General features: G+C 73.6%; 23 protein-coding genes. 16 read left to right on the forward strand and 7 right to left on the reverse strand.

Features of this window, described 5'->3' with window-relative positions; genetic code table 11:
* The first annotated feature begins 160 nt into the window (after positions 1–160).
* The 3 genes from ABD352_RS17775 (at position 161) to ABD352_RS17785 (ending at position 2,879) form a co-directional block, all read left to right on the forward strand.
* A complete protein-coding gene (locus tag ABD352_RS17775; RefSeq protein WP_344613493.1) occupies positions 161–1,732 on the forward strand; it encodes a Na+/H+ antiporter in 1,572 nt (523 codons plus the stop codon).
* Positions 1,729–1,986 (forward strand): UBP-type zinc finger domain-containing protein, encoded by a 258-nt coding sequence (locus ABD352_RS17780; RefSeq protein WP_344613494.1) that lies wholly within the window; start codon positions 1,729–1,731, stop codon positions 1,984–1,986. The genes ABD352_RS17775 and ABD352_RS17780 overlap by 4 nt, the downstream gene beginning before the upstream one ends.
* Positions 1,987–2,144: 158 nt before the next feature.
* Positions 2,145–2,879, forward strand: coding sequence for a DedA family protein (locus ABD352_RS17785; protein ID WP_344613495.1), 735 nt, complete (start codon positions 2,145–2,147; stop codon positions 2,877–2,879).
* A gap of 117 nt (positions 2,880–2,996) precedes the next feature.
* Here ABD352_RS17785 and ABD352_RS17790 read toward each other — a convergent pair whose 3' ends face one another.
* Both ABD352_RS17790 and ABD352_RS17795 read right to left on the reverse strand, forming a co-directional pair.
* Positions 2,997–3,278, reverse strand: a complete 282-nt coding sequence (locus ABD352_RS17790) for a YiaA/YiaB family inner membrane protein (RefSeq protein ID WP_344613496.1) — start codon at positions 3,276–3,278, stop codon at positions 2,997–2,999.
* A gap of 50 nt (positions 3,279–3,328) precedes the next feature.
* Entirely contained in the window at positions 3,329–4,264 is a 936-nt protein-coding gene (locus tag ABD352_RS17795; protein WP_344613497.1) for an AAA family ATPase, read from the reverse strand.
* 159 nt (positions 4,265–4,423) lie between these two features.
* Here ABD352_RS17795 and ABD352_RS17800 point away from each other — a divergent pair, with 159 nt between their 5' ends.
* Genes ABD352_RS17800 through ABD352_RS17825 form a run of 6 tightly spaced genes read left to right on the forward strand, consistent with a single transcriptional unit; the run spans position 4,424 to position 8,780 of the window.
* Positions 4,424–4,726: an urease subunit gamma gene (locus tag ABD352_RS17800; RefSeq protein WP_344613498.1), complete on the forward strand. Its 303-nt coding sequence runs from the start codon at positions 4,424–4,426 to the stop codon at positions 4,724–4,726.
* Positions 4,723–5,028, forward strand: coding sequence for an urease subunit beta (locus ABD352_RS17805; RefSeq protein WP_344613499.1), 306 nt, complete (start codon positions 4,723–4,725; stop codon positions 5,026–5,028). Before ABD352_RS17800 ends, ABD352_RS17805 begins: the two co-directional genes overlap by 4 nt.
* Entirely contained in the window at positions 5,025–6,734 is a 1,710-nt protein-coding gene (locus ABD352_RS17810) for an urease subunit alpha (RefSeq protein ID WP_344613500.1), read from the forward strand. The genes ABD352_RS17805 and ABD352_RS17810 overlap by 4 nt, the downstream gene beginning before the upstream one ends.
* On the forward strand, positions 6,735–7,394 hold the full coding sequence (locus ABD352_RS17815; RefSeq protein WP_344613501.1) for an urease accessory protein UreF: 660 nt from the start codon (positions 6,735–6,737) through the stop codon (positions 7,392–7,394).
* The gene (gene ureG, locus ABD352_RS17820) at positions 7,384–8,049 is read left to right on the forward strand and encodes an urease accessory protein UreG (protein WP_344613502.1); all 666 of its coding nucleotides are present in this window, start codon (positions 7,384–7,386) and stop codon (positions 8,047–8,049) included. The genes ABD352_RS17815 and ureG overlap by 11 nt, the downstream gene beginning before the upstream one ends.
* Positions 8,046–8,780 carry an urease accessory protein UreD gene (locus ABD352_RS17825; protein ID WP_344613503.1) on the forward strand — a complete coding sequence of 245 codons (735 nt, stop codon included), beginning with the start codon at positions 8,046–8,048 and terminating at the stop codon, positions 8,778–8,780. Before ureG ends, ABD352_RS17825 begins: the two co-directional genes overlap by 4 nt.
* Here ABD352_RS17825 and ABD352_RS17830 read toward each other — a convergent pair.
* Positions 8,748–9,302, reverse strand: a complete 555-nt coding sequence (locus ABD352_RS17830) for a DUF4240 domain-containing protein (protein ID WP_344613504.1) — start codon at positions 9,300–9,302, stop codon at positions 8,748–8,750. The genes ABD352_RS17825 and ABD352_RS17830 overlap by 33 nt on opposite strands.
* Before the next feature lie 131 nt (positions 9,303–9,433).
* Here ABD352_RS17830 and ABD352_RS17835 point away from each other — a divergent pair, with 131 nt between their 5' ends.
* Both ABD352_RS17835 and yidD read left to right on the forward strand, forming a co-directional pair.
* On the forward strand, positions 9,434–9,853 hold the full coding sequence (locus ABD352_RS17835) for a hypothetical protein (RefSeq protein ID WP_344613505.1): 420 nt from the start codon (positions 9,434–9,436) through the stop codon (positions 9,851–9,853).
* 326 nt (positions 9,854–10,179) lie between these two features.
* Entirely contained in the window at positions 10,180–10,575 is a 396-nt protein-coding gene (gene yidD, locus ABD352_RS17840; RefSeq protein ID WP_344613506.1) for a membrane protein insertion efficiency factor YidD, read from the forward strand.
* A 7-nt stretch (positions 10,576–10,582) separates the two neighbouring features.
* Here the strand turns inward: yidD and ABD352_RS17845 are convergent, their stop codons facing one another.
* Entirely contained in the window at positions 10,583–11,254 is a 672-nt protein-coding gene (locus ABD352_RS17845) for a permease prefix domain 1-containing protein (protein WP_344613507.1), read from the reverse strand.
* A gap of 143 nt (positions 11,255–11,397) precedes the next feature.
* Here ABD352_RS17845 and ABD352_RS17850 point away from each other — a divergent pair, with 143 nt between their 5' ends.
* The gene (locus ABD352_RS17850) at positions 11,398–12,840 is read left to right on the forward strand and encodes a multicopper oxidase family protein (RefSeq protein ID WP_344613508.1); all 1,443 of its coding nucleotides are present in this window, start codon (positions 11,398–11,400) and stop codon (positions 12,838–12,840) included.
* Between the two features lie 177 nt (positions 12,841–13,017).
* On the opposite strand, the gene ABD352_RS17855 is transcribed toward ABD352_RS17850, so the two are convergent.
* The gene (locus ABD352_RS17855; protein ID WP_344613509.1) at positions 13,018–14,382 is read right to left on the reverse strand and encodes an FAD-dependent monooxygenase; all 1,365 of its coding nucleotides are present in this window, start codon (positions 14,380–14,382) and stop codon (positions 13,018–13,020) included.
* Between the two features lie 99 nt (positions 14,383–14,481).
* On the opposite strand from ABD352_RS17855, the gene ABD352_RS17860 reads away from it, so the two are divergent.
* The 3 genes from ABD352_RS17860 to ABD352_RS17870 are packed head-to-tail and all read left to right on the forward strand — an operon-like array spanning position 14,482 to position 17,197.
* Positions 14,482–15,855: an MFS transporter gene (locus ABD352_RS17860; protein ID WP_344613510.1), complete on the forward strand. Its 1,374-nt coding sequence runs from the start codon at positions 14,482–14,484 to the stop codon at positions 15,853–15,855.
* Positions 15,827–16,489 carry a response regulator gene (locus tag ABD352_RS17865; protein ID WP_344613511.1) on the forward strand — a complete coding sequence of 221 codons (663 nt, stop codon included), beginning with the start codon at positions 15,827–15,829 and terminating at the stop codon, positions 16,487–16,489. The genes ABD352_RS17860 and ABD352_RS17865 overlap by 29 nt, the downstream gene beginning before the upstream one ends.
* A 48-nt stretch (positions 16,490–16,537) precedes the next feature.
* Positions 16,538–17,197 (forward strand): DUF2306 domain-containing protein, encoded by a 660-nt coding sequence (locus tag ABD352_RS17870; RefSeq protein WP_344613512.1) that lies wholly within the window; start codon positions 16,538–16,540, stop codon positions 17,195–17,197.
* Here ABD352_RS17870 and pepN read toward each other — a convergent pair.
* On the reverse strand, positions 17,160–19,586 hold the full coding sequence (gene pepN, locus ABD352_RS17875; RefSeq protein ID WP_344613513.1) for an aminopeptidase N: 2,427 nt from the start codon (positions 19,584–19,586) through the stop codon (positions 17,160–17,162). The genes ABD352_RS17870 and pepN overlap by 38 nt on opposite strands.
* Before the next feature lie 35 nt (positions 19,587–19,621).
* Entirely contained in the window at positions 19,622–20,707 is a 1,086-nt protein-coding gene (locus ABD352_RS17880; RefSeq protein WP_344613514.1) for a glycosyltransferase, read from the reverse strand.
* Between the two features lie 113 nt (positions 20,708–20,820).
* Here ABD352_RS17880 and ABD352_RS17885 point away from each other — a divergent pair, with 113 nt between their 5' ends.
* Entirely contained in the window at positions 20,821–21,171 is a 351-nt protein-coding gene (locus ABD352_RS17885) for a YciI family protein (protein WP_344613515.1), read from the forward strand.
* The last annotated feature ends 8 nt before the right edge of the window (positions 21,172–21,179 follow it).

Genomic DNA, 21,179 nt, shown 5'->3' on the forward strand with positions numbered 1-21,179 from the left:
CACATGAGGACGATCCTCCCCTACGTGACGGCTCTGCGCATGTGCGGGTGCAGTCTCTCAGGCTCGGCCCGTCTTGCGCACGCGCCGGTCACTCGGGCGGAGCGGGCCGTCCACCAGCAGGCCGCGCGCGATCGAAACATGGCGTGGATAAGCTTCGCGCGTGCACGGGCTCGATAACATCGTCGGACTGATCGCGGTCGTGGTCGCCACCTCGGTGGTCGCGCGCCGCATCGGGGTGCTGTCGCCGATCCTGCTGGTCGTCGTCGGCATCGTCGTGTCGTTCGTGCCCGGGCTGCTGGAGATCGAGCTCGAACCCGAGGTGGTGCTCACCGGCATCCTGCCGCCGATCCTCTACGTCGCGGCGCTGGAGACCTCGGTGCCCGCGTTCAAGTTCAACCTGCGTCCGATCCTGCTCCTGGCGATCGGGCTGGTGCTGTTCACCACAGCGGCCGTGGGGTTCACGCTGCACGCATTGCTTCCGGCGGTACCGCTGGCCGCCTGCCTGGCGTTGGGCGCGGTCGTCGCCCCGCCCGACGCGGTGGCGGCCACGGCGGTCGCCCGCCGCATCGGCCTGCCGCGCCGCGTGGTCACCGTGCTGGAGGGCGAGAGCCTCATCAACGACGCGAGCGCCCTGGTCACGCTCCGGGTCGCGGTGGCCGCGGCGGTCGGCGAGGCGGTCGACGGCTGGTCGATCGCCAGTGAGGCGTCGATCGCGGTCGTCGGCGGCGTCGCCTTCGGCGTGGCCGGCGGCCTGCTCATCGGCTTCGTGCACAAGCGGATCCGCAACCCGCTCATCGACAACGCCGTGTCGCTGCTCACGCCGTGGTTGGTGTTCCTGCCGGCCGAGGCGGTGCACGCCTCCGGGGTCGTCGCGGTCGTGGTCTGCGGCCTGTCGCTCGGGCACCGGATGCCGACCCTGATGTCCGCCGCCTCCCGGCTGCAGATGGACGCCTTCTGGCGGATGGTGAAGTTCCTGCTGGAGGGCGTGGTCTTCCTCCTCGTGGGCCTGCAGCTGCGCAGCCTCATCGCCAACGTGGAGCGCTCGTTCGCGTTCACCATGGGCGCCCTGGCCGCGGTGGTCGGCGTGGTGATCGTGGCGCGGATCGTGTGGCTGTTCCCCACGACGTACTTCACCCGGCTCGTGCCGCGGATCCGCCGCCGCGACCCGTCCCCGCCGCTGGCCGCCCCGGCGGTGATCTCGTGGGCCGGCATGCGCGGCGCGGTCACCCTGGCCGCCGCGCTCTCGCTGCCCGTGCACCTCGCCGACGGCGAGTCGTATCCGCGAGGCCTGTTCGTGATCCTGGCATTCGGGGTCATTGTGGCCACATTGGTACTGCAAGGAGCAACCCTCCCCACCGTCGCCCGCTGGCTGAAGGTCCCGCCGGACGACGAGAAGGAGGACGCGCTGGCCGAGGCCTCGGTGCAGCACGAGGCGTCCCGGGCCGGCAAGGAGCGTCTGGAGGAGATGGCCGGCGACGCCCCCGAGGGCGTGGTCGAGCGGCTGCGGCAGGTGGCGCAGAGCCGCTCCAACCTGGCGTGGGAGCGGCTGGGAAGGGCGGACCGGGAAACGCCGTCCGCCGCCTACGCCCGGCTGCGCCGCGAGATGCTGAACGCCGAGCGTGAGGTGTTCCGCACGGCGCGCGACACCGGGCGCATCCCGGAGGAGACGCTGCGGCAGGCGCAGCGCGACATGGACCTGGAAGAGTCACTGCTCGAGCGGGGGGATCTGTGACCTGCACGCATCTGGAAGCGGCCGAGAAGCGGGAGCCGCCGGTGGTGGAAGGCTGCCCGGAGTGCGTGGAGGGCGGGTTCACCGACTGGGTGCACCTACGGCAGTGCCTGGCCTGCGGCCATGTGGCCTGTTGTGACTCGTCGCCGCGCCGGCACGCCACCCAGCACTTCCTGGTGACTCACCATCCGGTGATGCAGTCGATCGAGCCGGGTGAGGTCTGGCGCTGGTGTTACATCCACGAGACCGTCGGGTGACCTTCACCTGCTAACCCCTGCGTTTCTCAGGTATTTCGAAGGAGATGCGGGACACAATCGTGTCGAGTTGGGCATGCGATTCGGTGCGACCGTGTTGCCATGGTCAACGGGGGAAAGCCGATTCGCAGGGTTGGGGGCCGGACCATGGCGTGTCCGAGATGGTGAGCGCAGTACTGGACCTCGTGTCCGCGCCCGTTGTGCTCTACGCCACGGTGCTCGTGCTGCTCACCGTCGACGCCTTCATCCCGGTCGTTCCCGCGCAGGCCCTCATGATCGGCGGCGGCATCCTCTCCGCCTCGGGCCACGCCCAGCTGTTCCTCCTCGTGCTCTCGGGCGCCGCCGGTGTGGTCGCCGGCGACCTGCTCGCCTTCCTCGTCGGCCGGCGGCTCGCCCGCCGCAACCGGGCCCAGCGGGCGCTGCCCCGCCGGGCCGCGAAGGTGGCCGCCAAGCTCAGCGAGGCGATGCAGCGGCACATCTTCCTGGCCGTGCTGTTCTGCCGGTTCGTCCCGGCCGGCCGGATGATCACCGCGGTGTACGCGGGCCGCAACGGCATCTCGACCCGCCGCTTCGCCACCTACGACGTGCTCGCGGCGACGCTGTGGGCCTCCTACGGGGCGCTGCTGGGCCACTTCGGCGGCGAGGCGATCGCCGACTCGGCCTGGCTGCCGCTGGCCCTGGTCGGCGCCGGCGCGCTGCTCTTCGTGGCCGGGGCGCCCCTGCTCGGCCTGGTGAACAAGCGCAAGCCCGTCCGGATCTGCCGGCGCAGCGCCATGGAGACCCTCGCTGCGGCCGAGCCCCTGGCCGCGATCGAGGTCATGGTCGCGGCCGAGGCGGTGGCCGCCGCCGAGCACGTCGTCGTGCAGGTCAACGGCCTGGAGTCGGCCGCCCAGTAACCAGTTAGAGGCCGCCCGCAAAAGGCGGTGAGGGTTAGAGGCCGCCCGCAAGAGGGCGGTGAGGGGTAAGCGGCCGCCCGCAAAAGAGCGGTACCAGGGCGGTAGGGAGGTAGGGGGCTAGCCCCGGAAGGGGTCGTGCTCGGTCAGGATGCGGTCCAGGCGGGCCTGGTCGACGCGCTGCACGACCGTCGCCGAGTCCTGCTGGTCGCGGATGACCTTGGCCAGCGTGAACGCCGACGTCACGGTGTAGAGCAGGCCCAGCCCCAGGAACGCCCGCATCCAGGCGTCGACGGGCAGGTAGGCGATGCCCACCCCGACGCCGACGATCGAGATGCCGAACGACAGGGCGGACTGGATGAAGAAGGCCGCGGTGGTCTTCTGCGGCACGGGTGCGGTCATGAGATGAGTCTCGGGCGGCCGGGGCCCGGCCGCCTGAGTACCGTTACTCACTACTGACCGGCACGCACCTCAGACGGGCTGTGCAGCTCGGTGTTGTGGACCCGCTCCCACGCCCCGATCACCCTGGGGGTCACGTGGGCCCGGAAGTAGTCGTTGGCGCTGGACCGGTTGGTGACCGGCTCCTCGTTCTCCGCGAGCAGCAGGCCCGGGACGAGGTGCAGGCCGTTCTGCACGGCCGCGCTCAGCCGGCGGTGGCCGTCGATCACGTAGTAGTCCTGGCCGCTGTGGCCGATGGTGAGCGGCTCCAGGTCCGCGGGGCCCGCCCCGGCCAGCTCCTGGGCGAGCGTCTCGTCGGCGAAGTCGATCTCGCGGGTCGGGTAGATCCGCATCGGGTCGAGCAGCAGCAGCGGCGCCCGCTCGCGCAGGATCTCGGCCCCGAGGCGGCCTTCGAAGGCGGCCTGGACGGCGTCGACCACCTGGGTCGGGTTGGCCCGGGTGCTGTCGGCGACGAGGTCGTAGTTGCGCAGCCGGTACTTGTCCGCGCCGTAGCGGGTCAGGAACCGCATCCGCTCGCTCTCGCTGCGGCTGTGCAGGTTCTTCTTCGCCTCTTCCAGCGAGGCGTAGTTCTCCACCTCGCTGTGCGGGCGGGACAGCACCCGGCGGGCGGCCTCGTTCGGCTCGGTGATGAGGTGGACCTTGAACGCCTCGTGGAAGAAGAACCAGGCGAGGCGGCTGTCGACGATGAGCTGCTCGCCGGAGCTCGCGATCTCGCTCTGCAGGTTGTCCACCGCGCTGTCGATCGCGTCGTCGAGCTCCGCGTGCAGGTTGAGCTGCAGCGCCGTCATGCCGCGGCGCTGGGCCATCTCCCGGTACATGTCGCCGACGCTGATGCGGCGCAGGTTGAGCCGGCTCGCCAGCTCGACGGAGACCGTCGACTTGCCGCTGCCGAGGTCCCCGTTGATGACGACGGACCGGTGATTGCTCATGCGCAACTCTCCAGGTAGTGGGCGTCGCGAGCCTAACACGGGCGTGTTGCGGGCCGATCCGGCCGCGCTCCGGCGCCGATCCGGCCGCGCAGCGAGGTAATCGGAGTGAAACATCCAGGTGGCAGAGTGCGCCTCCACCGTCCCCCGATGAGGTGACCCTTGTTTCTCACCCGCCACGAGCAGGAGCGCCTGCTGATCCACGTCGCGGCCGACGTGGCGCAACGCCGCAAGGACCGCGGGCTCAAGCTCAACTATCCGGAGGCCGTCGCGATCATCACCGCCTTCCTGCTGGAGGGCGCGCGCGACGGGCGGACCGTGGTGGACCTGATGGAGGCCGGGCGCCACGTGCTCGGCCGCGACGACGTCCTGGAGGGCGTCCCCGAGATGCTGGCGGAGGTGCAGGTGGAGGCGACGTTCCCGGACGGCACCAAGCTCGTGACCGTTCACCACCCGATCCCGTGATCCCCGGCGAGATCGTCCCCGGCGACGGGCCGGTGCTCATCAACGCCGGCCGCCCGGAGCTGGTGCTGACCGTGCGCAACACCGGCGACCGGCCGGTGCAGGTCGGCTCCCACTACCACTTCGCCGAGGCCAACGAGGCCCTCGACTTCGACCGCGAGGCCGCCTGGGGCCACCGGCTGGGCGTGCCCGCGGGCACGTCCGTGCGGTTCGAGCCCGGCGTGGCCCGCGAGGTAGCCCTGGTGCCCCTGGCGGGCAACCGCATCGTGCCGGGGCTGCGCGGCAAGGCGGGAGGGCGGTTGTGAGCGAGCTCGACCGGCGGCGGTACGCCAACCTCTACGGCCCCACCACCGGAGACCGGGTCCGGCTGGCCGACACCGACCTGTTCATCGAGGTCGAGCGGGACCACTGCGCGGGCGGCGACGAGGCCGTCTTCGGCGGCGGCAAGGTGATCCGCGAGTCGATGGGCCAGTCGAGGGCCACCCGCGCCGAGGGCACCCCGGACACGGTCATCACCGGCGCGATCATCCTGGACCACTGGGGCGTGGTGAAGGCCGACGTCGGCATCCGCGACGGGCGGATCGTGGGCATCGGCCGGGCCGGCAACCCCGACATCATGGACGGCGTCGACCCGGCGCTGGTCATCGGCCTGGGCACGGAGATCATCGCCGGCAACGGCCGGATCCTCACCGCCGGCGCCATCGACTGCCACGTGCACCTCATCGCCCCGTTGATCCTGGAAGAGGCTCTGGCCAGCGGCATCACCACGATCGTCGGCGGCGGCACCGGGCCGGCCGAGGGCAGCAAGGCGACCACCGTCACGCCGGGCGCCTGGCACCTGGCCCGCATGCTCGAGGCGCTCGACCCGTGGCCGCTCAACGTGCTGCTGCTGGGCAAGGGCAACACCGTCTCCGAGGAGGCGATGTGGGAGCAGCTGCGCGGGGGCGCCGGGGGCTTCAAGCTGCACGAGGACTGGGGGACCACCCCGGCGGCGATCGACGCCTGCCTGCGGGTCGCCGACGCCTCGGGGGTGCAGGTGAACATCCACACCGACACGCTCAACGAGGCCGGCTTCGTCGAGGAGACCCTGCGCGCCATCGCCGGGCGGTCCATCCACGCGTACCACACCGAGGGCGCCGGCGGCGGTCACGCCCCCGACATCATCACCGTGGCCTCGCACCCGAACGTGCTGCCGTCCTCGACCAACCCGACCCGGCCGTACACCCGCAACACGCTCAGCGAGCACCTCGACATGCTCATCGTGTGCCACCACCTCAACCCGAGCGTGCCCGAGGACCTGGCCTTCGCGGAGAGCCGGATCCGGCCGTCCACGATGGCCGCGGAGGACCTCCTGCACGACCTCGGCGCGATCTCGATCATCGGCTCGGACTCCCAGGCGATGGGCCGGGTGGGCGAGGTCGTGCTGCGCACCTGGCAGACCGCGCACGTCATGAAGCGGCGGCGGGGCCCGCTGCCCGGCGACGGGCGGGCGGACAACGAGCGGGCGAAGCGCTACGTCGCGAAGTACACCATCTGCCCGGCCGTGGCTTCCGGCATCGACCACGAGGTCGGCTCGGTCGCCGTCGGCAAGCTGGCCGACCTGGTGCTGTGGGACCCGGCGTTCTTCGGGGTGCGGCCGCACGTCGTGGTCAAGGGCGGCGCGATCGCGTGGGGCGCGATGGGCGACGCCAACGCGTCCATCCCCACGCCGCAGCCGATCCTGTCCCGTCCGATGTTCGGCGCGTACGGCAGGACCGCCCCGGCCACCAGCCTCGCCTTCGTCGCCCGGGCCGCCATCGACGACGGGCTGGCGGACCGGCTCGGCCTGCACCGGCGCCTCGCCGCGGTGGCCGACACCCGCTCCCGCGGCAAGGCCGACCTGCCCGGCAACGACGCCCTGCCGCGCATCGAGGTCGAGCCCGACACGTTCACGGTCCGCGTCGACGGCGAGGTGGTCGAGCCCGACCCGGTCACCGAGCTGCCGATGGCCCAGCGGTACTTCCTGTTCTAGATGCGCGCGTTCACCCAACTCCTGCTGCTGGCCGACGGCCGGTTCCCGTCCGGCGGCCACGCGCACTCGTCCGGGCTGGAGGCGGCCGTCGCCCGCGGAAGGGTGCGGGACCTGGGCGGGCTGCGCGCGTTCCTGCGCGGCCGGCTGCGCACCGGCGGCCTGGTGGCGGCGGCGTTCGCGGCCGCCGCCTGTGCCCGGCCAGAGGCGATCGAGGAGCTGGATGAGGAGCTCGACGCCCGCACCCCCTCGCCGGCGCTGCGCCTGGCCGCCCGCCGGCAGGGCCGCTCGCTGTGCCGGGCCGCGCAGGTGGTCTGGCCGGGCGAGCACGTGACCCGGGCCGCCCGCGCCCGGGTCTGCCAGCCCATCGCGCTCGGCGTCGCCGCCGGGGCGGCCGGGCTGACCCCGGACGAGGCGGCGCTGCTGGCCGCGTACCACGCGATCTCCGGCCCGGCGAGCGCGGCGGTCCGCCTGCTGGGCCTCGACCCGTACCACGTCCACGCCCTCCTCGCCGAGCTCGGCGACGAGTGCGACGAGGTGGCCCGGGAAGCCGCGACACACGCCCGTGGGCCCGCGGCGGACCTGCCGGCGGCATCGGCGCCGCTGCTCGACGTCTCCGCCGAGGACCACGCCGCATGGGAGGTAAGACTCTTTGCCAGCTGAGGACGAACACACGCATCCCCACCCGCACGACGACCCCCACAACCCGTTGCCGGACACCCGGCGGGCGGTGCGGATCGGCATCGGCGGCCCGGTCGGGTCGGGCAAGACCGCGCTCGTCGCGGCGCTGTGCCGGGCCATGTCCGAGGACCTGCGGGTGGCCGTGGTGACCAACGACATCTACACCACCGAGGACGCCGACTTCCTGCTGCGCAACGGCGTCCTGCCGGCCGAGCGCATCCGCGCGGTGGAGACCGGCTGCTGCCCGCACACCGCCATCCGCGACGACATCTCGGCCAACCTCGACGCGATCGAGGAGCTGGAGGAGAGCCTCGGCCCGCTCGACGTGATCCTGGTCGAGAGCGGCGGCGACAACCTCACCGCCACGTTCAGCCGCGGGCTGGTCGACCGGCAGATCTTCGTGGTCGACGTGGCCGGCGGCGACAAGGTGCCGCGCAAGGGCGGCCCCGGCGTCACCAGCGCCGACCTGCTCGTGATCAACAAGACCGACCTGGCCCCGCTGGTCGGCGCCGACCTCGGCGTCATGCAGCGCGACGCCGCGGCCCGCCGCGGTGACCTGCCGACGGTGTTCCTGTCGCTGGTCGAGGACCGCGCGGCCAAGCCGGTCCAGGAGTGGATCCGCGGCCTGGTCCCGTGAGGGCGGCCGCCCGGATCGTCGCCGAGCGGGAGGGGCACCGCTCGGTGCTGCGCGTGCTCAAGGGCGAGGCGCCGCTGCTGCCGCGGCGCACCGGCCCGTGCGCCGTGCACATCGTCGGCGGGGCGGCCGGCCCGCTCGGCGGCGACGACCTGAGCCTGGAGATCGAGGTCGGGCCGGGGGCCGAGCTGTGGGTGCGCACGGTCGCGGCGAGCATCGCCCTGCCGGGCCGCGACGGGGCGGAGTCGCGCCTGGCCGTGCACGCCACGGTGGCCGAGGGCGGGTTCCTGGCGTTCCTGCCCGAGCCGATCGTGGCGGCCGCGCGCTGCCGGCACCACAACGCGGCCACGGTCGCGCTCGCCGGCGGCGCGGCGCTCGTGTGGCGCGAGGAGGCGGTCTTCGGCCGCCACGGCGAGCCCGGCGGCGACCTGCGCCTCTCGGCGAGCATCGTGCGAAACGCCCGGCCCTGGTATCGCTCCGAGGTCGCCGTCGGCCCGTCGCACCCGGACGGACCCGCGATCCTGCACGGCGCTCGCGTGCTGTCCACACTGATCACGACGGCCGACCTGCCCGGCTTGCCGGGGCGGTCGGACACGTGGGCGGCGATGCCGCTGTCCCGCGGCGGGACCGTCGTCCAGGCGCTCGGGGACGAGGTCGAGCAGACCAGGAAGGTCACCGCCGGGATCGAGGAGCTCGCCCGGTCACTTCAGGAACAGCGCGGCGATCTTCGGTAGGTGCTGGCGCACGGCCTGGTCGTCATCGTCGTCCCAGTCGTCCTCGACCAGCGGGGCGACCTGGCCGGTCCGCGCGCGCAGCAGCATCGGATAGTCGTCGGTCTCGCCGTACAACTCCTCGGCCAGGTCCTCGACCTCCCGCGGGGCGAGCTCGTGCGCGGCCAGCTCGCCCGCGGCCACGGCCCGCACCACCGGGTCGTCGGCCAGGTCGTCCGGGCTCAGCACCGCCCGCTCGTAGTGCTCCCGGCCCCGCGCGATCAGCCCGTCGACGAACGCGTCGGCGTAGCGGGCCACCACCCGGCCCGTCGCCCACATCGCCGAGGAGTTGGCCCGCGCCTGCAGCCGGGTGCGGTGCGCGTCGAAGTCCAGCAGCTCGCTCCTGTCGAGCGTGGCCAGCCGCATCCGCAGCGCGGCGGTGAACCGCTCGGCGAAGCCCGGCGTGACTTTCTCCCCGGCAGCGGCCCGGGACCCGTCGATGATCGACCAGAAGGTATCGCTGTCCACGGCAAGGAAGTCTTTCATCCCCGCGCACCCTCCGGCCAGAAGTGCCCCATCGCCGCGTGGCACGTTTCCGGGATTCGGGGGGTCGGGCGCGCCCGTAACGTTTGATGCATCGCAAGGCCACACACCAGATCCCACCGAAGGAGAGCACCATGAGCGACATGGACACCGGCTACGACGGCGGCCACGGCGACGTCGACTACGGCCACTACGAGGCCGGTCAGGAGCACGGCGCCCTGGACCAGCTGCACCAGGCCCACGGCTCGGAGGCCGACTACAACAACCAGTACGGCGTGTACGAGGCCGACCACCACGCGAACGAGGCGACCGCCTTCCAGCACGGCACCCACGTCGAGTTCGACCAGGGGCCGGCCGTGCACTACGAGGCCGACGAGTACACCAACTACAGCCACGACGCGAACGTCGACGACCACGTCTTCGCGGCCGAGGGCAGCGAGAACGCGCACCAGGCCGAGTTCGGCGAGATGGACGCCCTGCAGGCGCGCTTCGACTCCGCGTTCATGAACGGCACCGAGTTCCACGGCGGCGAGGCGGAGATCGCGTCCAAGTAAGCCCGGCCGTTCATGGTGTGGCTCGCGCGACGGCCGGCGGTTCAGCCCCGCCGGCCGGTTCGGCCACCGACGGCCCTGCTCAGCACGGTCATGGCAACGCACTCGTTTGTTCGACTTCGTGCGGGTGTCCGGGAGCGTCCGGACGTTCCCGGCCGCCCGCACGAAGTCGGCCATTCGGGTGCGTTTTTGTCGTGACCGGCCGCCGGCACGAAGTCGGCCTCGGGTGCGTTCTGTTGTGACCGGGCGCCGGCACGAAGCCGGTGCCGGCCGTCGGAACCATGACCGAATCCTTGATCACCGCGAGGCCCGGCGTCGACAATTCCGCCATGCGAATCGGTAAAAAACAGGCGAACCGGCAGGCCCGCCGGGATCGCCGCCGCCGCGACAACGACTGCGGCCCGGACTGGGACTGCGGCGCGTGCGACTGCGGCCCGTTCATGATCGCCCCGCTGCTGTCCCTGATGGCCCTGTCGGCCCCGAGCCGCCCGCCGAGGCGCGCCGCGTCGGGCCCGGGCCGGGCCGGCATGGTGGCGATCCGCGGCTACCAGCGCTGGCTCTCCCCGCACCTGCCCACCAGGTGCCGCCAGGTGCCGTCGTGCAGCAACTACGGCCTGCAGGCGGTCCAGCGCTACGGCCTGGTCGAGGGCTCCCGCCTGACCGCCGCCCGCATCCGCCGCTGCAACCCGTCCACGCCCCGCGGGACCGTCGACCAGGTGCCCTGAGGCCCGGTCACGCGGCCGCCGCGCGCACGCAGCGCAGCCCCGACACCGTCATCCACACCGGCAGGGTCATGGTCGCCGCCGAGGCGGCCGCGTTCCAGGCCGAGATGCCGGTGCCCGAGTGGGAGGTCCACGCCGGGCTGAAGGCGGACAACAGGATGCCGCCGGCGATGAAGAACGCCACGACGACGATGGCCGCGATGCCCGTCGCCCGGGCGAAGGAGCGGCCCACCGTCACGTAGCGGGCGCCGATGCCGCAGGCCAGGGCGGCCAGCAGGGCGGCCGCCACCACCGCGTACGCCGCGTAGTCCACCGTGTTGGCCAGCAGCGCGTACAGGTTGTTCGGCTGCCAGGTCCACGACGTCGACTCGTGGCGCCACGCCAGCTCCGAGACCAGGGACTGGGCGGCGACCGCGGCGCCCACCAGGGCGGCGGTGCGGCGGGCCTGGGTCAGGGCCAGCTCGCGCTGGTACTCCGGGGCGATGTCGGCCACCGGGCCGAAGTCCGCGACCGCCAGCCGTTCGGCGGCCAGGCGGGGCAGGCCCGTGGACTCGTAGTGCTCCGCGGCGTCGGTCAGGCCGTCGCGGGCCTCGGTCAGCAGGTCGGCCTTGGCGGACCGGGGGCCGCGCAGGGCGCCGCGCAGCGAGGTGACGTAGGCGTCGATCGGGCCGGCGATTACCACCAACCCAGTATCGGCGGGCCCGGCGGGCGCGGGGGTCCGGGGAGACCCTGAGGTTTCCCCCGGTTCGACGGCCGGGTCTGGCGCGGCCGACGCGGCGGCAGCGAGCCTACATGTAGCTGAACTACATGTAGGAGGGTCGGGGCGTGCGTAAGTGGCTGCTCGGCGGGCTGGTGCTGCTGGTGCTGTGCTGCGGGGGAGGGGCGGCGACGCTCGTGTGGTTCCTCGCGCGGCCGCCGCTGGACAAGAAGGCGGACTTCCGGCACGCGTTGCGGGTGCCGCCGCTGGCGGCGTCGACGGTCCGGGACGGCAAGCGGGTGTTCGAGCTGCAGGCGCGGCCGGGGGACAGCGATCTCGGGCACGGGACGGCGACCCGCACGTGGGGGTACAACGGGGCGTACCTCGGGCCGACGCTGCGGGCCGCGCGCGGCGAGCAGGTCGTCGTCGACGTACGCAACGCGCTGCCCGAGCCGACGACCGTGCACTGGCACGGGATGCACCTGCCGGCCGCGGTCGACGGCGGGCCGCACCGCCCGATCCCGGTAGGCGGGTCCTACCGGGCCGCGTGGACGGTCGACCAGCCGGCGGCGACGCTGTGGTACCACCCCCACCCGGGCGAACGCACGGAGACGCAGGTCTACCGGGGGCTGGCCGGGATGTTCATCGTCGACGACGACGAGCCGGCGCAGCGGGCCCTGCCGCACGACTACGGCGTCGACGACGTGCCCGTCATGGTGCAGGACAGGGTGTTCGACGGCGACCAGCTCAGCATGTCCGACCGGTTCGGCTCCAGCATCGGGGTGCTGGGGGACGAGCTGCTGGTGAACGGCACGCCCGGGCCGTACCTCGACGTGCGCTCCGAGCTGGTCCGCCTGCGCCTGCTGAACGCCTCGACGGCGCGCATCTACAACTTCCAGTTCGCCGACAAGCGGCAGTTCGCACTGGTCGGGACCGACGGCGGGCTGCTCGAGCGGCCGTACGCGACCGACCACATCCGGCTGTCGGTCGGGGAGCGGGCCGAGGTGGTGGTCTCGGTGCGGCCGGGCGAGCGGGCCACGCTGCGCAGTGTCAAATCGCTCGGCGGGGACCTCGACGCCAAGCTCAACGGCGGGCAGGACGCGTTCGACGTGCTGCAGCTGCGGGCGGCGGCGAGCCTGACCCCGGCCACGCTGCCCGGGACGCTGGTCGCCACGCCGCGGCTGGACCCCGCGAGCGCCGCGCAGACCCGGTCGTTCACCTTCCAGGGGCGCGAGATCAACGGGCGGAAGATGGACATGCACCGCAACGACGCCGTCGTCGTCAAGGACACCGTCGAGGTGTGGGACGTCGCCAACGGGCACGACACCCCGCACAGCTTCCACATCCACGACGTGCAGTTCCAGGTGCTGGCCGTGGACGGGGGCGCGCCGCCGCCGGAGCTGGGCGGGTGGAAGGACACGCTGTTCATGGCCCCGAAGCAGCGGTACCGGATCATCGCCCGGTTCGCCGACTACGCCGACCCGGACACGCCCTACATGTTCCACTGCCACGTGCTCAGGCACGAGGACGAGGGCATGATGGGCCAGTTCATCGTGGTGGAGAAGCCGTGAAAAGGCCATGAGAGGGTGCCGGGCCCCCCGTGGCGGCGCGGGGCCCGGCACGTCTCGCAAGCGTTTCGTCGTCCCCGTGTTGTGCACCGTCTGCCGGCCGCAACCCAACGAGAACCGCTCCGTGACCGGCATGACACATCGATCGACGCTGTCGTGTCAAGGGAAGGGTGTCGGGGATCACCGGGGGGTGCCGAGATGCGCGCGGAGCGCGACGGGGACGTCTCCCTCGGTGCCCGTCCAGGCGGTGTGACCGTCGGGCCGGACCAGGACGCAACGCTCGAACGGGGCGCACACCAGCCGGTCCGCGTACCCTTCCGGCGCTCCCGGCCCGAGCAGCACGTGCCGCCCGGCCCGCAGTAGCTCGTACAGGCGCGTCCCGCCCAGGTCGACGTCCTGCTGGCGGGGCGCGTGCGGGTAGTCGATGCCGAGGCCGGAGACCGTGCCGGTGGCCTTGTGTGCCACCGCCGGGAGGTGCATCGCCAGGCCGGCCAGGACGTCGCGGCCCAGCCGCGCGGCGCGGGAGTGCAGTAGGGCCAGCCGGATGATGCCGCCGCTGGTGCGCAGGACGAGCCGGCCGACCGCGTGCCGCTCGTCCTGGTAGGAGTCGAGCAGGCCGGCGGGCGCCCAGCCGGCGCCCGCGGCGGCGAGCTTCCAGCCCAGGTTGGCCGCGTCCTGCAGGCCCGTGTTCATGCCCTGGCCGCCGGCCGGCGAGTGCACGTGGGCGGCGTCGCCGGCCAGGAAGACGCGGCCGGTGCGGTACCGCTCGACCTGGCGCTCGTCGCTGTGGAAGCGCGACATCCACCGGCACTCGCCCATGCCGAAGTCGGTGCCGAAGGCCCGGCGGACCGTCTCGCGGACCTCGTCGAGCGTCAGCGGGGCGTCGTCCGGGACCTGGTGCTCGCGGTTCCAGGCGAAGACGCGGTGCCACCCGTCGCCGAACGGCGCCACGAAGCCGAACGCCGAGCCGACCGCGGCGACCGTGATCGCCTCCTCCGGCGGCTCGGCCAGCCGCACGTCGGCCAGCATGAGGGAGCGGACCACGGCCTTGCCGGGGAAGCCGAGGCCGAGCGCCCGGCGCACGCCGCTGTGCGCCCCGTCGGCGCCCACGGCGAAGTCGGCCTCGTGCCGCCCGCCGTCCTCGGTGACGACCTCGACGCCGCCGTCGTCCTGGCGCACGCCGGTCACCTCGGCCCCGCGCACGATCCGCACGCCCGCGCCCAGGGCCCGCTCCTCCAGGACCCGTTCCACGTTGTACTGCGGCGTGATGAGCACGAACGGGAAGCGCGACGGCAGGGAGCCCAGGTCGAGCGCGATCCGGTTGAACAGCCGCAGCGCGGACACCTTCGTGCCGGTGGCGATGACCTCTTCGGCGATCCCGCGCGCGTCGAACTGCTCCAGGGTGCGCGCGTGCACCGCGAAGGCCCGGGTGAGATTCGACTCCTCGCGCCGGCGCTCCAGCACGGTCACGTCGGCCCCGGCGGCGGCGAGGTCCCCGGCCAGTAGCAGGCCGGTCGGGCCGGCCCCGGCGATGACGGTCTTCATGACTACCAATACAACGGGCCGCCGCGGCGAATGTCAACGACTGTTGAAATATTCGCCGGGCTTGACCTGAAGCCTTGTTGAGGTGCGATGGTTCGGCCGGTGGAGAACAGACGCGCGCTCACGTTCGGCATGGTCACCCTGGTCACACTGGTCGCCTTCGAGGCGGTCGCCATCACCTCGGCGATGCCCGCCGTGGCCCGCGCCCTGGACGGCCTGGCCCTCTACGGGTTCGCGTTCGGCGGCGCCCTGGCCACCGGCATCGTCGGCATGGTGCTGGCCGGCGCGTGGTGCGACCGCGCGGGTCCGGCGGGCCCGGCCGCCGCCGGCGTCGCGCTGTTCGGCGCCGGGCTGCTGCTGGCCGGCCTGGCCCCGGCGATGTGGGTGCTGGTGGCCGGGCGGCTGGTCCAGGGGTTCGGCGGCGGCCTGGTGAACTTGGCGCTGTTCGTGGTCGTGGGCCGCGCCTACCCCGCCGAACAGCACGCCCGGGTGTTCTCGGCGCTGTCGGCCGCCTGGGTGCTGCCGGCCATCGTGGGCCCGGCGGCCGCGGGGGTGATCGTGCAGTACCTCGGCTGGCGGTGGGTCTTCCTGCTGGTGGTCATCGCCGCGGCGCCGGCGATGCTGCTCATCTGGCCGCGGATCAGGGCGATCCGGGGCGGCGCGTCCGGCACCTCCGCGAAGATCCGGATCGCCCCGGCCCTGGGCGCCGCGACCGGCGCCGCCCTGCTCTACACGGGCACCCCGGTGATCAAGCTCGTCGGGGCGGCGATCACGGCGGTGTCCGCCGTGCTGCTGCTGCCGAAGGGCACGTTCACGGCGGCGAGAGGCCTGCCAAGCGTGGTGCTCCTCAGGGGCCTGGCCGGCGCCGCGTTCATGCAGACCGACGTGTTCATCCCGCTCATGCTCACCCGCGAGCGGGGGTTCAGTCCGGCGATGGCCGGGCTCACGGTGACCCTCGGCGCGCTGGGATGGTCGGCCGGCAGCTGGGTCCAGGCCCGGCAGGGCCAGCGCCTGTCCGACCGGGCCAGGCTGCGGCTCGGCCTGACCGGCATCACCGCGGGGGTGCTGTCCGCGCTGGCCCTGACGATTCCGGCGGTACCGGTGGCCGTCGTCGTCGCCGGCTGGTGCCTCGGCGGCTTCGGCATGGGCCTGGCCTCCCCGGCGTCGGCCGCGCTCGTGCTGCGCTACTCCACCCCGGCCGACCAGGGCGCCAACAGCTCAGCCCTGCAGGTGTCCGACGCGCTGCTCACCACCACCGCGCTGGCCGTCGGCGGCTCCCTGTTCGCCGCGCTGGTCGACGCGGGCCCGGTCGCCTACGCCGCCGCGTTCGGCGTCGCCCTGCTGCCCGCGCTCGCCGGCATCCTCGTCGCCGGCCGGGTCGCGGGTCGGGTCGCCGGTCGTACTTTCGGCGGATCTGACGGTACGGGGACGCCAATAGCATTGGCCGGTGAGCGTGCGGGTGCTGGTCGCGGATGATCAGGAGATCGTCCGCACCGGGCTGACGATGATCCTCAACGCCCAGCCGGACATCGAGGTCGTGGGGGAGGCCCCCGACGGGCGCCGGGCGGTGGAGCTGGCCCGGCGGCTGCGCCCCGACGTGTGCCTGCTCGACGTGCGCATGCCGGTCATGGACGGGCTGGAGGCGACCCGGCAGCTGGCCGGGCCGGCCGTCGAGGACCCGCTCGCGGTCGTCGTCATCACCACCTTCGACCTCGACGAGTACGTCTACGCCGCCCTGCGGGCCGGCGCCCGCGGCTTCCTGCTCAAGGACGCCGGCCCCGCCCTGCTGGCCCAGGCCGTGCACGCCGCGGCGGCCGGCGACGCGCTCATCGCGCCCAGCGTCACCACCCGGCTGCTGCGCGCCTTCGCCGACACCGGCCCGAAGGCGCCGCCCCGCCAGCCGATCGAGCCGCTCACCGACCGGGAGGAGCAGGTCCTGGCCCGGGTGGCGCGGGGCCGGACCAACAATGAGATCGCCGACGAGCTGTTCATCACGCTGAGCACCGTCAAGTCGCACGTGACCGCGCTGATGCTCAAGCTCGGCGTGCGCAACCGGGTGGAGATCGCGATGTGGGCGTACGAGACGGGAAGAATCAGACCCGGCGGCTGAACTTTGGTCGGATGAGCCGGCCGGGCCCGATGCCCACCATCGGTGGACATGAGAACGCGAGACTGGCCGATCGTCACCGGCCTGCTCCTGCTGGCCTTCGTCCCCTCGGTGGCCGGCGCGGTGCGCGTGGCCACGCTGGCCGGCGGCGCCGCCCGCACCCCGGACAACGCCCGCTTCGTCGACGCCCCGGTCCCGGTGCTGGTGCACGTGCTCGGCGCGGTGCTCTTCGCCGTGCTCGGCGCCTTCCAGCTGGCGCCGGGGGTGCGGGCCCGGCACCGCCGCTGGCACCGCCTCGCCGGCCGGGTGGTCTTCGGGGCCGGCGCCGCGGTCGCCCTCTCCGGGCTGTGGATGACGGCGACGTACGCGCTGCCGGACAGCGACAACGCGGCGTTCAACGCCCAGCGGTACGTCTTCGGCAGCCTCATGCTCGTCGCGCTCGTCCTGGGCCTGCGGGCGGCGCTGCGGCGCGACATCCGCACCCACCGGGCCTGGATGCTGCGCGCCTACGCGATCGGCCTGGGCGCCGGCACGCAGGCGCTCACGAGCATCCCGCTGGCGATCGCGCTGAGCTCCTCCGACCCCCGCTACCCGGCCTGGCGGGCCGTGGCCATGGGGGCCGCCTGGGTGATCAACCTGGGGGTGGCCGAGTGGGTGATCCGCCGCGGGCGGCTCAGGCCCAGCGCCGCAGCTCGTCCGCGCCGTCCATGAGCTCCCGGCGCAGCCGGGGGTCCAGGTCCGCGTGGGCCAGCAGGTCCGCCGTCAGTTCCACCGATTTCCGGCTGTACTGCGGGAAGCTCAGCCGCACCACCTGCAGCGCCGCGGGCAGGTAGCGCCCCTCCAGCATGGCCGGCGCGTCGGCGAACCAGCGCTCGACGTAGGCGTCGGTGATCGCCTCCTGCCCCGGCTGCCAGAAGGCGGAGGCGTTGGCGATGGCCAGCCGCGGGTTGGGGTGGTGCACCAGCGTCTCCCAGGCCTCGGCCTTGGTCCCGGGGTCGGGGAGCGCGGCCCGGCAGGCGGCCGCCCGCTCGGCCCCCATGGCGCTCGGGTCGCGCCGCGCCTCGGCCGCGATGTCGTCGGGCCCGGCGGCGCCCAGCCCGGCCAGCCGCAGCAGCACCGCCCAGCGCAGGTCCGGGTCGATCTCCAGCCCCTCGGGGGCGCCCGGGCCGGCCAGCCACGAGCGCAGCAGCGGCGCGTCGCCGGCCACGCTCACCAGGGCCCGAGCCACGGCCAGCTGGCGGCCGCTGCCGGGGGCGGCGCCGGCCAGCGCGGCCGCGCACACCTCGGCCAGCTGGGGCAGCGGCACCAGGCCGCGGCGGCCCAGGGCGTCGCGGGCGAAGGCGAGCACCTCCTCGAAGACGCCCTCCTGGTGCTCGGTCGGCAGCGCGGCCACCACCAGGGCGAGGAACTCGGCCGGGGGCAGCTCGCCGTCGCGCACGGCGTCGATGACCGCGGTCCACACCACGGCCCGCGCGAGGGGCTCATCGAGGTCGGGCAGCACGGCCGGCAGGGCGGCCCGGCTCGACGGGTCGAAGCGGATCTTGGCGTAGGTCTCGTCACCGTCGTTGAGCAGCAGCACCGTGCCGGGGCGGGCGGCCGGCCCGGCCACGACCGCGGTCGCGCCGTCGATGGCGAACGGCATCCGGCGCACCGAGCCGTCGGAGGCGTAGGCGGCGACGGTGAGCCGGTGCGGGCGCAGCGGCCGCCCGGTCTGCTCGATGGTCAGCCCGGCCGGTGCGCCGGTCGCCCGCGAGGGCAGCGGCCGCAGCGTGTTGGCGCCGCTGCTGCGCAGCCACAGCTCGGCCCAGCCGGTCAGGTCCCGCCCGGCCGCGGCGCCGAGCACCGCGAGCAGGTCGGTCAGCTCGGCGTTGGCGAAGCGGTACCGGTGGAAGAACTCCCGCAGGCCGGCCAGGAACACGTCCTCGCCGAGGTGCACCGCGAGCTGGCGCAGCGCGGCCGCACCCTTGGCGTAGGAGATGCCGTCGAAGTTCTGCGTGGCGACCGCGGTGTCGGTGACCCCGTCCGGGGCCACCGGGTGGGTGGAGGGCCGCTGGTCGGCGAGGTAGCCCCAGCGCTCGCGCCAGATGGCGAAGTCGGCCGCGGCGGCCGGGTGCCGGCCGGTGTCGGCCGCCACCTGCCAGCCCATCAGCTCGGCGAAGGCCTCGTTGAGCCAGATGTCGTCCCACCAGCGCAGGGTGACGAGGTCGCCGAACCACATGTGGGCCATCTCGTGGGCCATCACGACGAACCGGCGCTGCCGCTCGCTGTCGGTGGCACGGGCCCGGAAGAGGAACTCCTCGCGGTAGTTGACCAGCCCCGGGTTCTCCACCGCGCCGCCGGAGAACTCGGGGACGAACGTCTGGTCGTACTTGCCGAACGGGTACCGCACGCCGAACAGCTCGTGGTAGCGGTCGAAGCTCGCCGCCGTGGCCGCGAACAGCGCGTCGGCGTCGGCGTCGAGGGCGGCCGCCAGGCTGCGCCGGCACGCGAGACCCAGCGGGATCCCGTCGTGCTCGCGCGACAGGACGTGCCACGGGCCGGCGATCAGGCTGAAGAGGTACGTCGACAGCGGCGGCGTCGCCTCGAACTCCCACCTGCCGTCGAGCCGCGCGCGGAGCGGGGCGTTGGCGCGCACGGTCCACGCCGGCGGGGCGAGCACGGTGAGCGCGATCGGCGCCTTGAGGTCGGGCTGGTCGAAGCAGGCGAACATGCGCGGGGCGTCGTCGATGGGGGCCTGGCCGTACAGGTAGACCTCGCCGTCCTCCGGGTCGGCGAAGCGGTGCAGGCCCTCCCCGGTGCCCGAGTAGGGCGCCGAGAACTCCACCTCCAGCCGGTTGCTGGCCTCCAGCGGGGCCAGCGGGAGCCGGTCGCCGGCCGGGCCGGCCGCGAGGTCCAGCGGCCGGCCGTTCAGCCGCGCGCGCACCGTCTCCGCGCCCTTGACCTCGGCGAAGGTGGCCGCGCCCGGGTCCGTGCAGGCGAAGTCCACGACCGTGCGGGAGGTGAACCGCTCGGTGCCGGTGAGGTCGAGTTCGACGGTGTACGAGTGCACGCGCAGCAATCGGGCGCGCTGGACCGCCTCGGCGCGGGTCAGGCTCGGCATGATCCGCACGCTACCCGCCCGCGCCGGGACGCGCGTCAGCGAAGGCCGGCCAGGCTCGCCACGAGCTCCTCCGGGGCCGGCATGGCGGCCACCTCCGTCCGCAGCGCCTCGGCCGCGGCCCGGTAGGAGTCCTCGGTGAGCACCGCGCGCAGCGCCTCGGCGGCATCGGCCGGGGTGGCGTCGGTGGCGTCGAGGACCACGCCGGCGCCCAGGGCCACGGCCCGATCGGCGTTGTCGGGCTGGTCGGCGCCCATCGGCACCAGGACCATCGGCAGGCCGTGGGCCAGCGCGCCGACGACGGTGCCGGAGCCGGCGTGCGAGACGACGGCCGAGCAGCGGGGGAGCAGCTCGGCCTGGGGGATGTACCGCGCGACGCGCACGTTGCCCGGCTGCGGCCCGAGCTCGGCCGGGTCGATGGCCGCCCCGACGGTCACCACGAGCTCGACCGGCAGCTCCCGCAGGCCGGCGAGGAGGCGGGTGAAGAGGTCGCCCGACTCGGTGTTGAAGATCGTGCCCAGGGTGACGTACACCTGCGGCGGTTGTGTCGGCGCCGGCGGGACGAGCGGCATCGGCCGCATGAACCGCGCGCCGCCGCGGGCCCGGAAGCTCGGCGGCACGGGCGAGATCACCAGGTGCCGCTCGAGCATGGCCAGGTCCGGGTCGGCGGGCAGGCCGTGCGCGGCCCGGGCCTCGTCCAGCAGCGCGGCCAGTCCGTCGGGGCGGCCGAAGGTGCCGGCGGCGAGCACCACCACGACGGCGTGCGGGATGCCCAGCGCCTCGGCCGCGATCATGCTTCCGAAGTCGGCCTCGTCGCAGACGACGACGTCCGGCCGCCACCGCTCGGCGACCGCCTTCGTGGTGGCGGCCCGCTCGCGGGCGATCCAGCCGCCGAAGCCGTCGCGGAACTCCCGGGCCTCCCGGTCCCGGTCCAGGCGCAGCAGCGGGCGGCGCTCGCCGGGCGGCTCGTCGGCGCCGGCGGGGAAGCCCTCGAAGTCCTTGGGCAGCGCGCCGGGGCGCCCGGTCACCGCCACGGCGTGGCCGGCCGCGGCGGCGGCCCGGGCCAGCGGCAGCATCGGCTGGAGGTGGCCGGCACCGCCGGCGAACGCGAACAGGATGCGCATCGCAATCTCCTTGGAAAAAAAATCCGGCGCGGCTGTCGAAGAGGCCGGGCGCCGCTCGACGCGGTGGTAGAGGCTGGGCAACGGCCAGCCACCCTACCGAGGAGGAAACCGCGATGCGGTACATGCTGATGCACAAGCTCGACGACTCGAACCCGGCGCTGTGGGAGGCCGACCCGGAGTTCATCGCCAAGTTCGGCGAGTACATGGAGGAGGTCAACAAGGCCGGCGTGCTGCTGGCCGCCGAGGGCCTGCGGCCCAGCTCCGCCGGTGCGGCCATCATCCGGGTCACCGACGGCCAGGCCACGGTCACCGACGGGCCGTTCGCCGAGGCCAAGGAGGTCATCGGCGGCTTCGGCATCCTGCAGGTGCGCGACCACGCCGAGGCGGTCGAGTGGGCCAAGCGCTTCGCCGCGCTCTTCGACAACGTCGAGATCGAGGTGCGCAGGGTCTCCGAGTTCGAGTAGGCCGCTAT

Origin of the sequence: Dactylosporangium salmoneum, from assembly GCF_039532525.1 — a bacterium.
Lineage (GTDB): Bacteria > Actinomycetota > Actinomycetes > Mycobacteriales > Micromonosporaceae > Dactylosporangium > Dactylosporangium salmoneum.

What these genes read in the sequence shown, in the direction of transcription:
- ABD352_RS17785 (WP_344613495.1), top strand. Translation starts at nt 2,145, where the DNA reads ATGGTGAGCGCAGTACTGGACCTCGTGTCCGCGCCCGTTGTGCTCTAC.
- ABD352_RS17835 (WP_344613505.1), top strand. Translation starts at nt 9,434, where the DNA reads ATGAGCGACATGGACACCGGCTACGACGGCGGCCACGGCGACGTCGAC.
- ABD352_RS17830 (WP_344613504.1), bottom strand. Translation starts at nt 9,302, where the DNA reads ATGAAAGACTTCCTTGCCGTGGACAGCGATACCTTCTGGTCGATCATC.
- yidD (WP_344613506.1), top strand. Translation starts at nt 10,180, where the DNA reads ATGCGAATCGGTAAAAAACAGGCGAACCGGCAGGCCCGCCGGGATCGC.
- pepN (WP_344613513.1), bottom strand. Translation starts at nt 19,586, where the DNA reads ATGCCGAGCCTGACCCGCGCCGAGGCGGTCCAGCGCGCCCGATTGCTG.
- ABD352_RS17790 (WP_344613496.1), bottom strand. Translation starts at nt 3,278, where the DNA reads ATGACCGCACCCGTGCCGCAGAAGACCACCGCGGCCTTCTTCATCCAG.
- ABD352_RS17795 (WP_344613497.1), bottom strand. Translation starts at nt 4,264, where the DNA reads ATGAGCAATCACCGGTCCGTCGTCATCAACGGGGACCTCGGCAGCGGC.
- ABD352_RS17870 (WP_344613512.1), top strand. Translation starts at nt 16,538, where the DNA reads ATGAGAACGCGAGACTGGCCGATCGTCACCGGCCTGCTCCTGCTGGCC.
- ABD352_RS17885 (WP_344613515.1), top strand. Translation starts at nt 20,821, where the DNA reads ATGCGGTACATGCTGATGCACAAGCTCGACGACTCGAACCCGGCGCTG.
- ABD352_RS17815 (WP_344613501.1), top strand. Translation starts at nt 6,735, where the DNA reads ATGCGCGCGTTCACCCAACTCCTGCTGCTGGCCGACGGCCGGTTCCCG.
- ABD352_RS17855 (WP_344613509.1), bottom strand. Translation starts at nt 14,382, where the DNA reads ATGAAGACCGTCATCGCCGGGGCCGGCCCGACCGGCCTGCTACTGGCC.
- ABD352_RS17880 (WP_344613514.1), bottom strand. Translation starts at nt 20,707, where the DNA reads ATGCGCATCCTGTTCGCGTTCGCCGGCGGTGCCGGCCACCTCCAGCCG.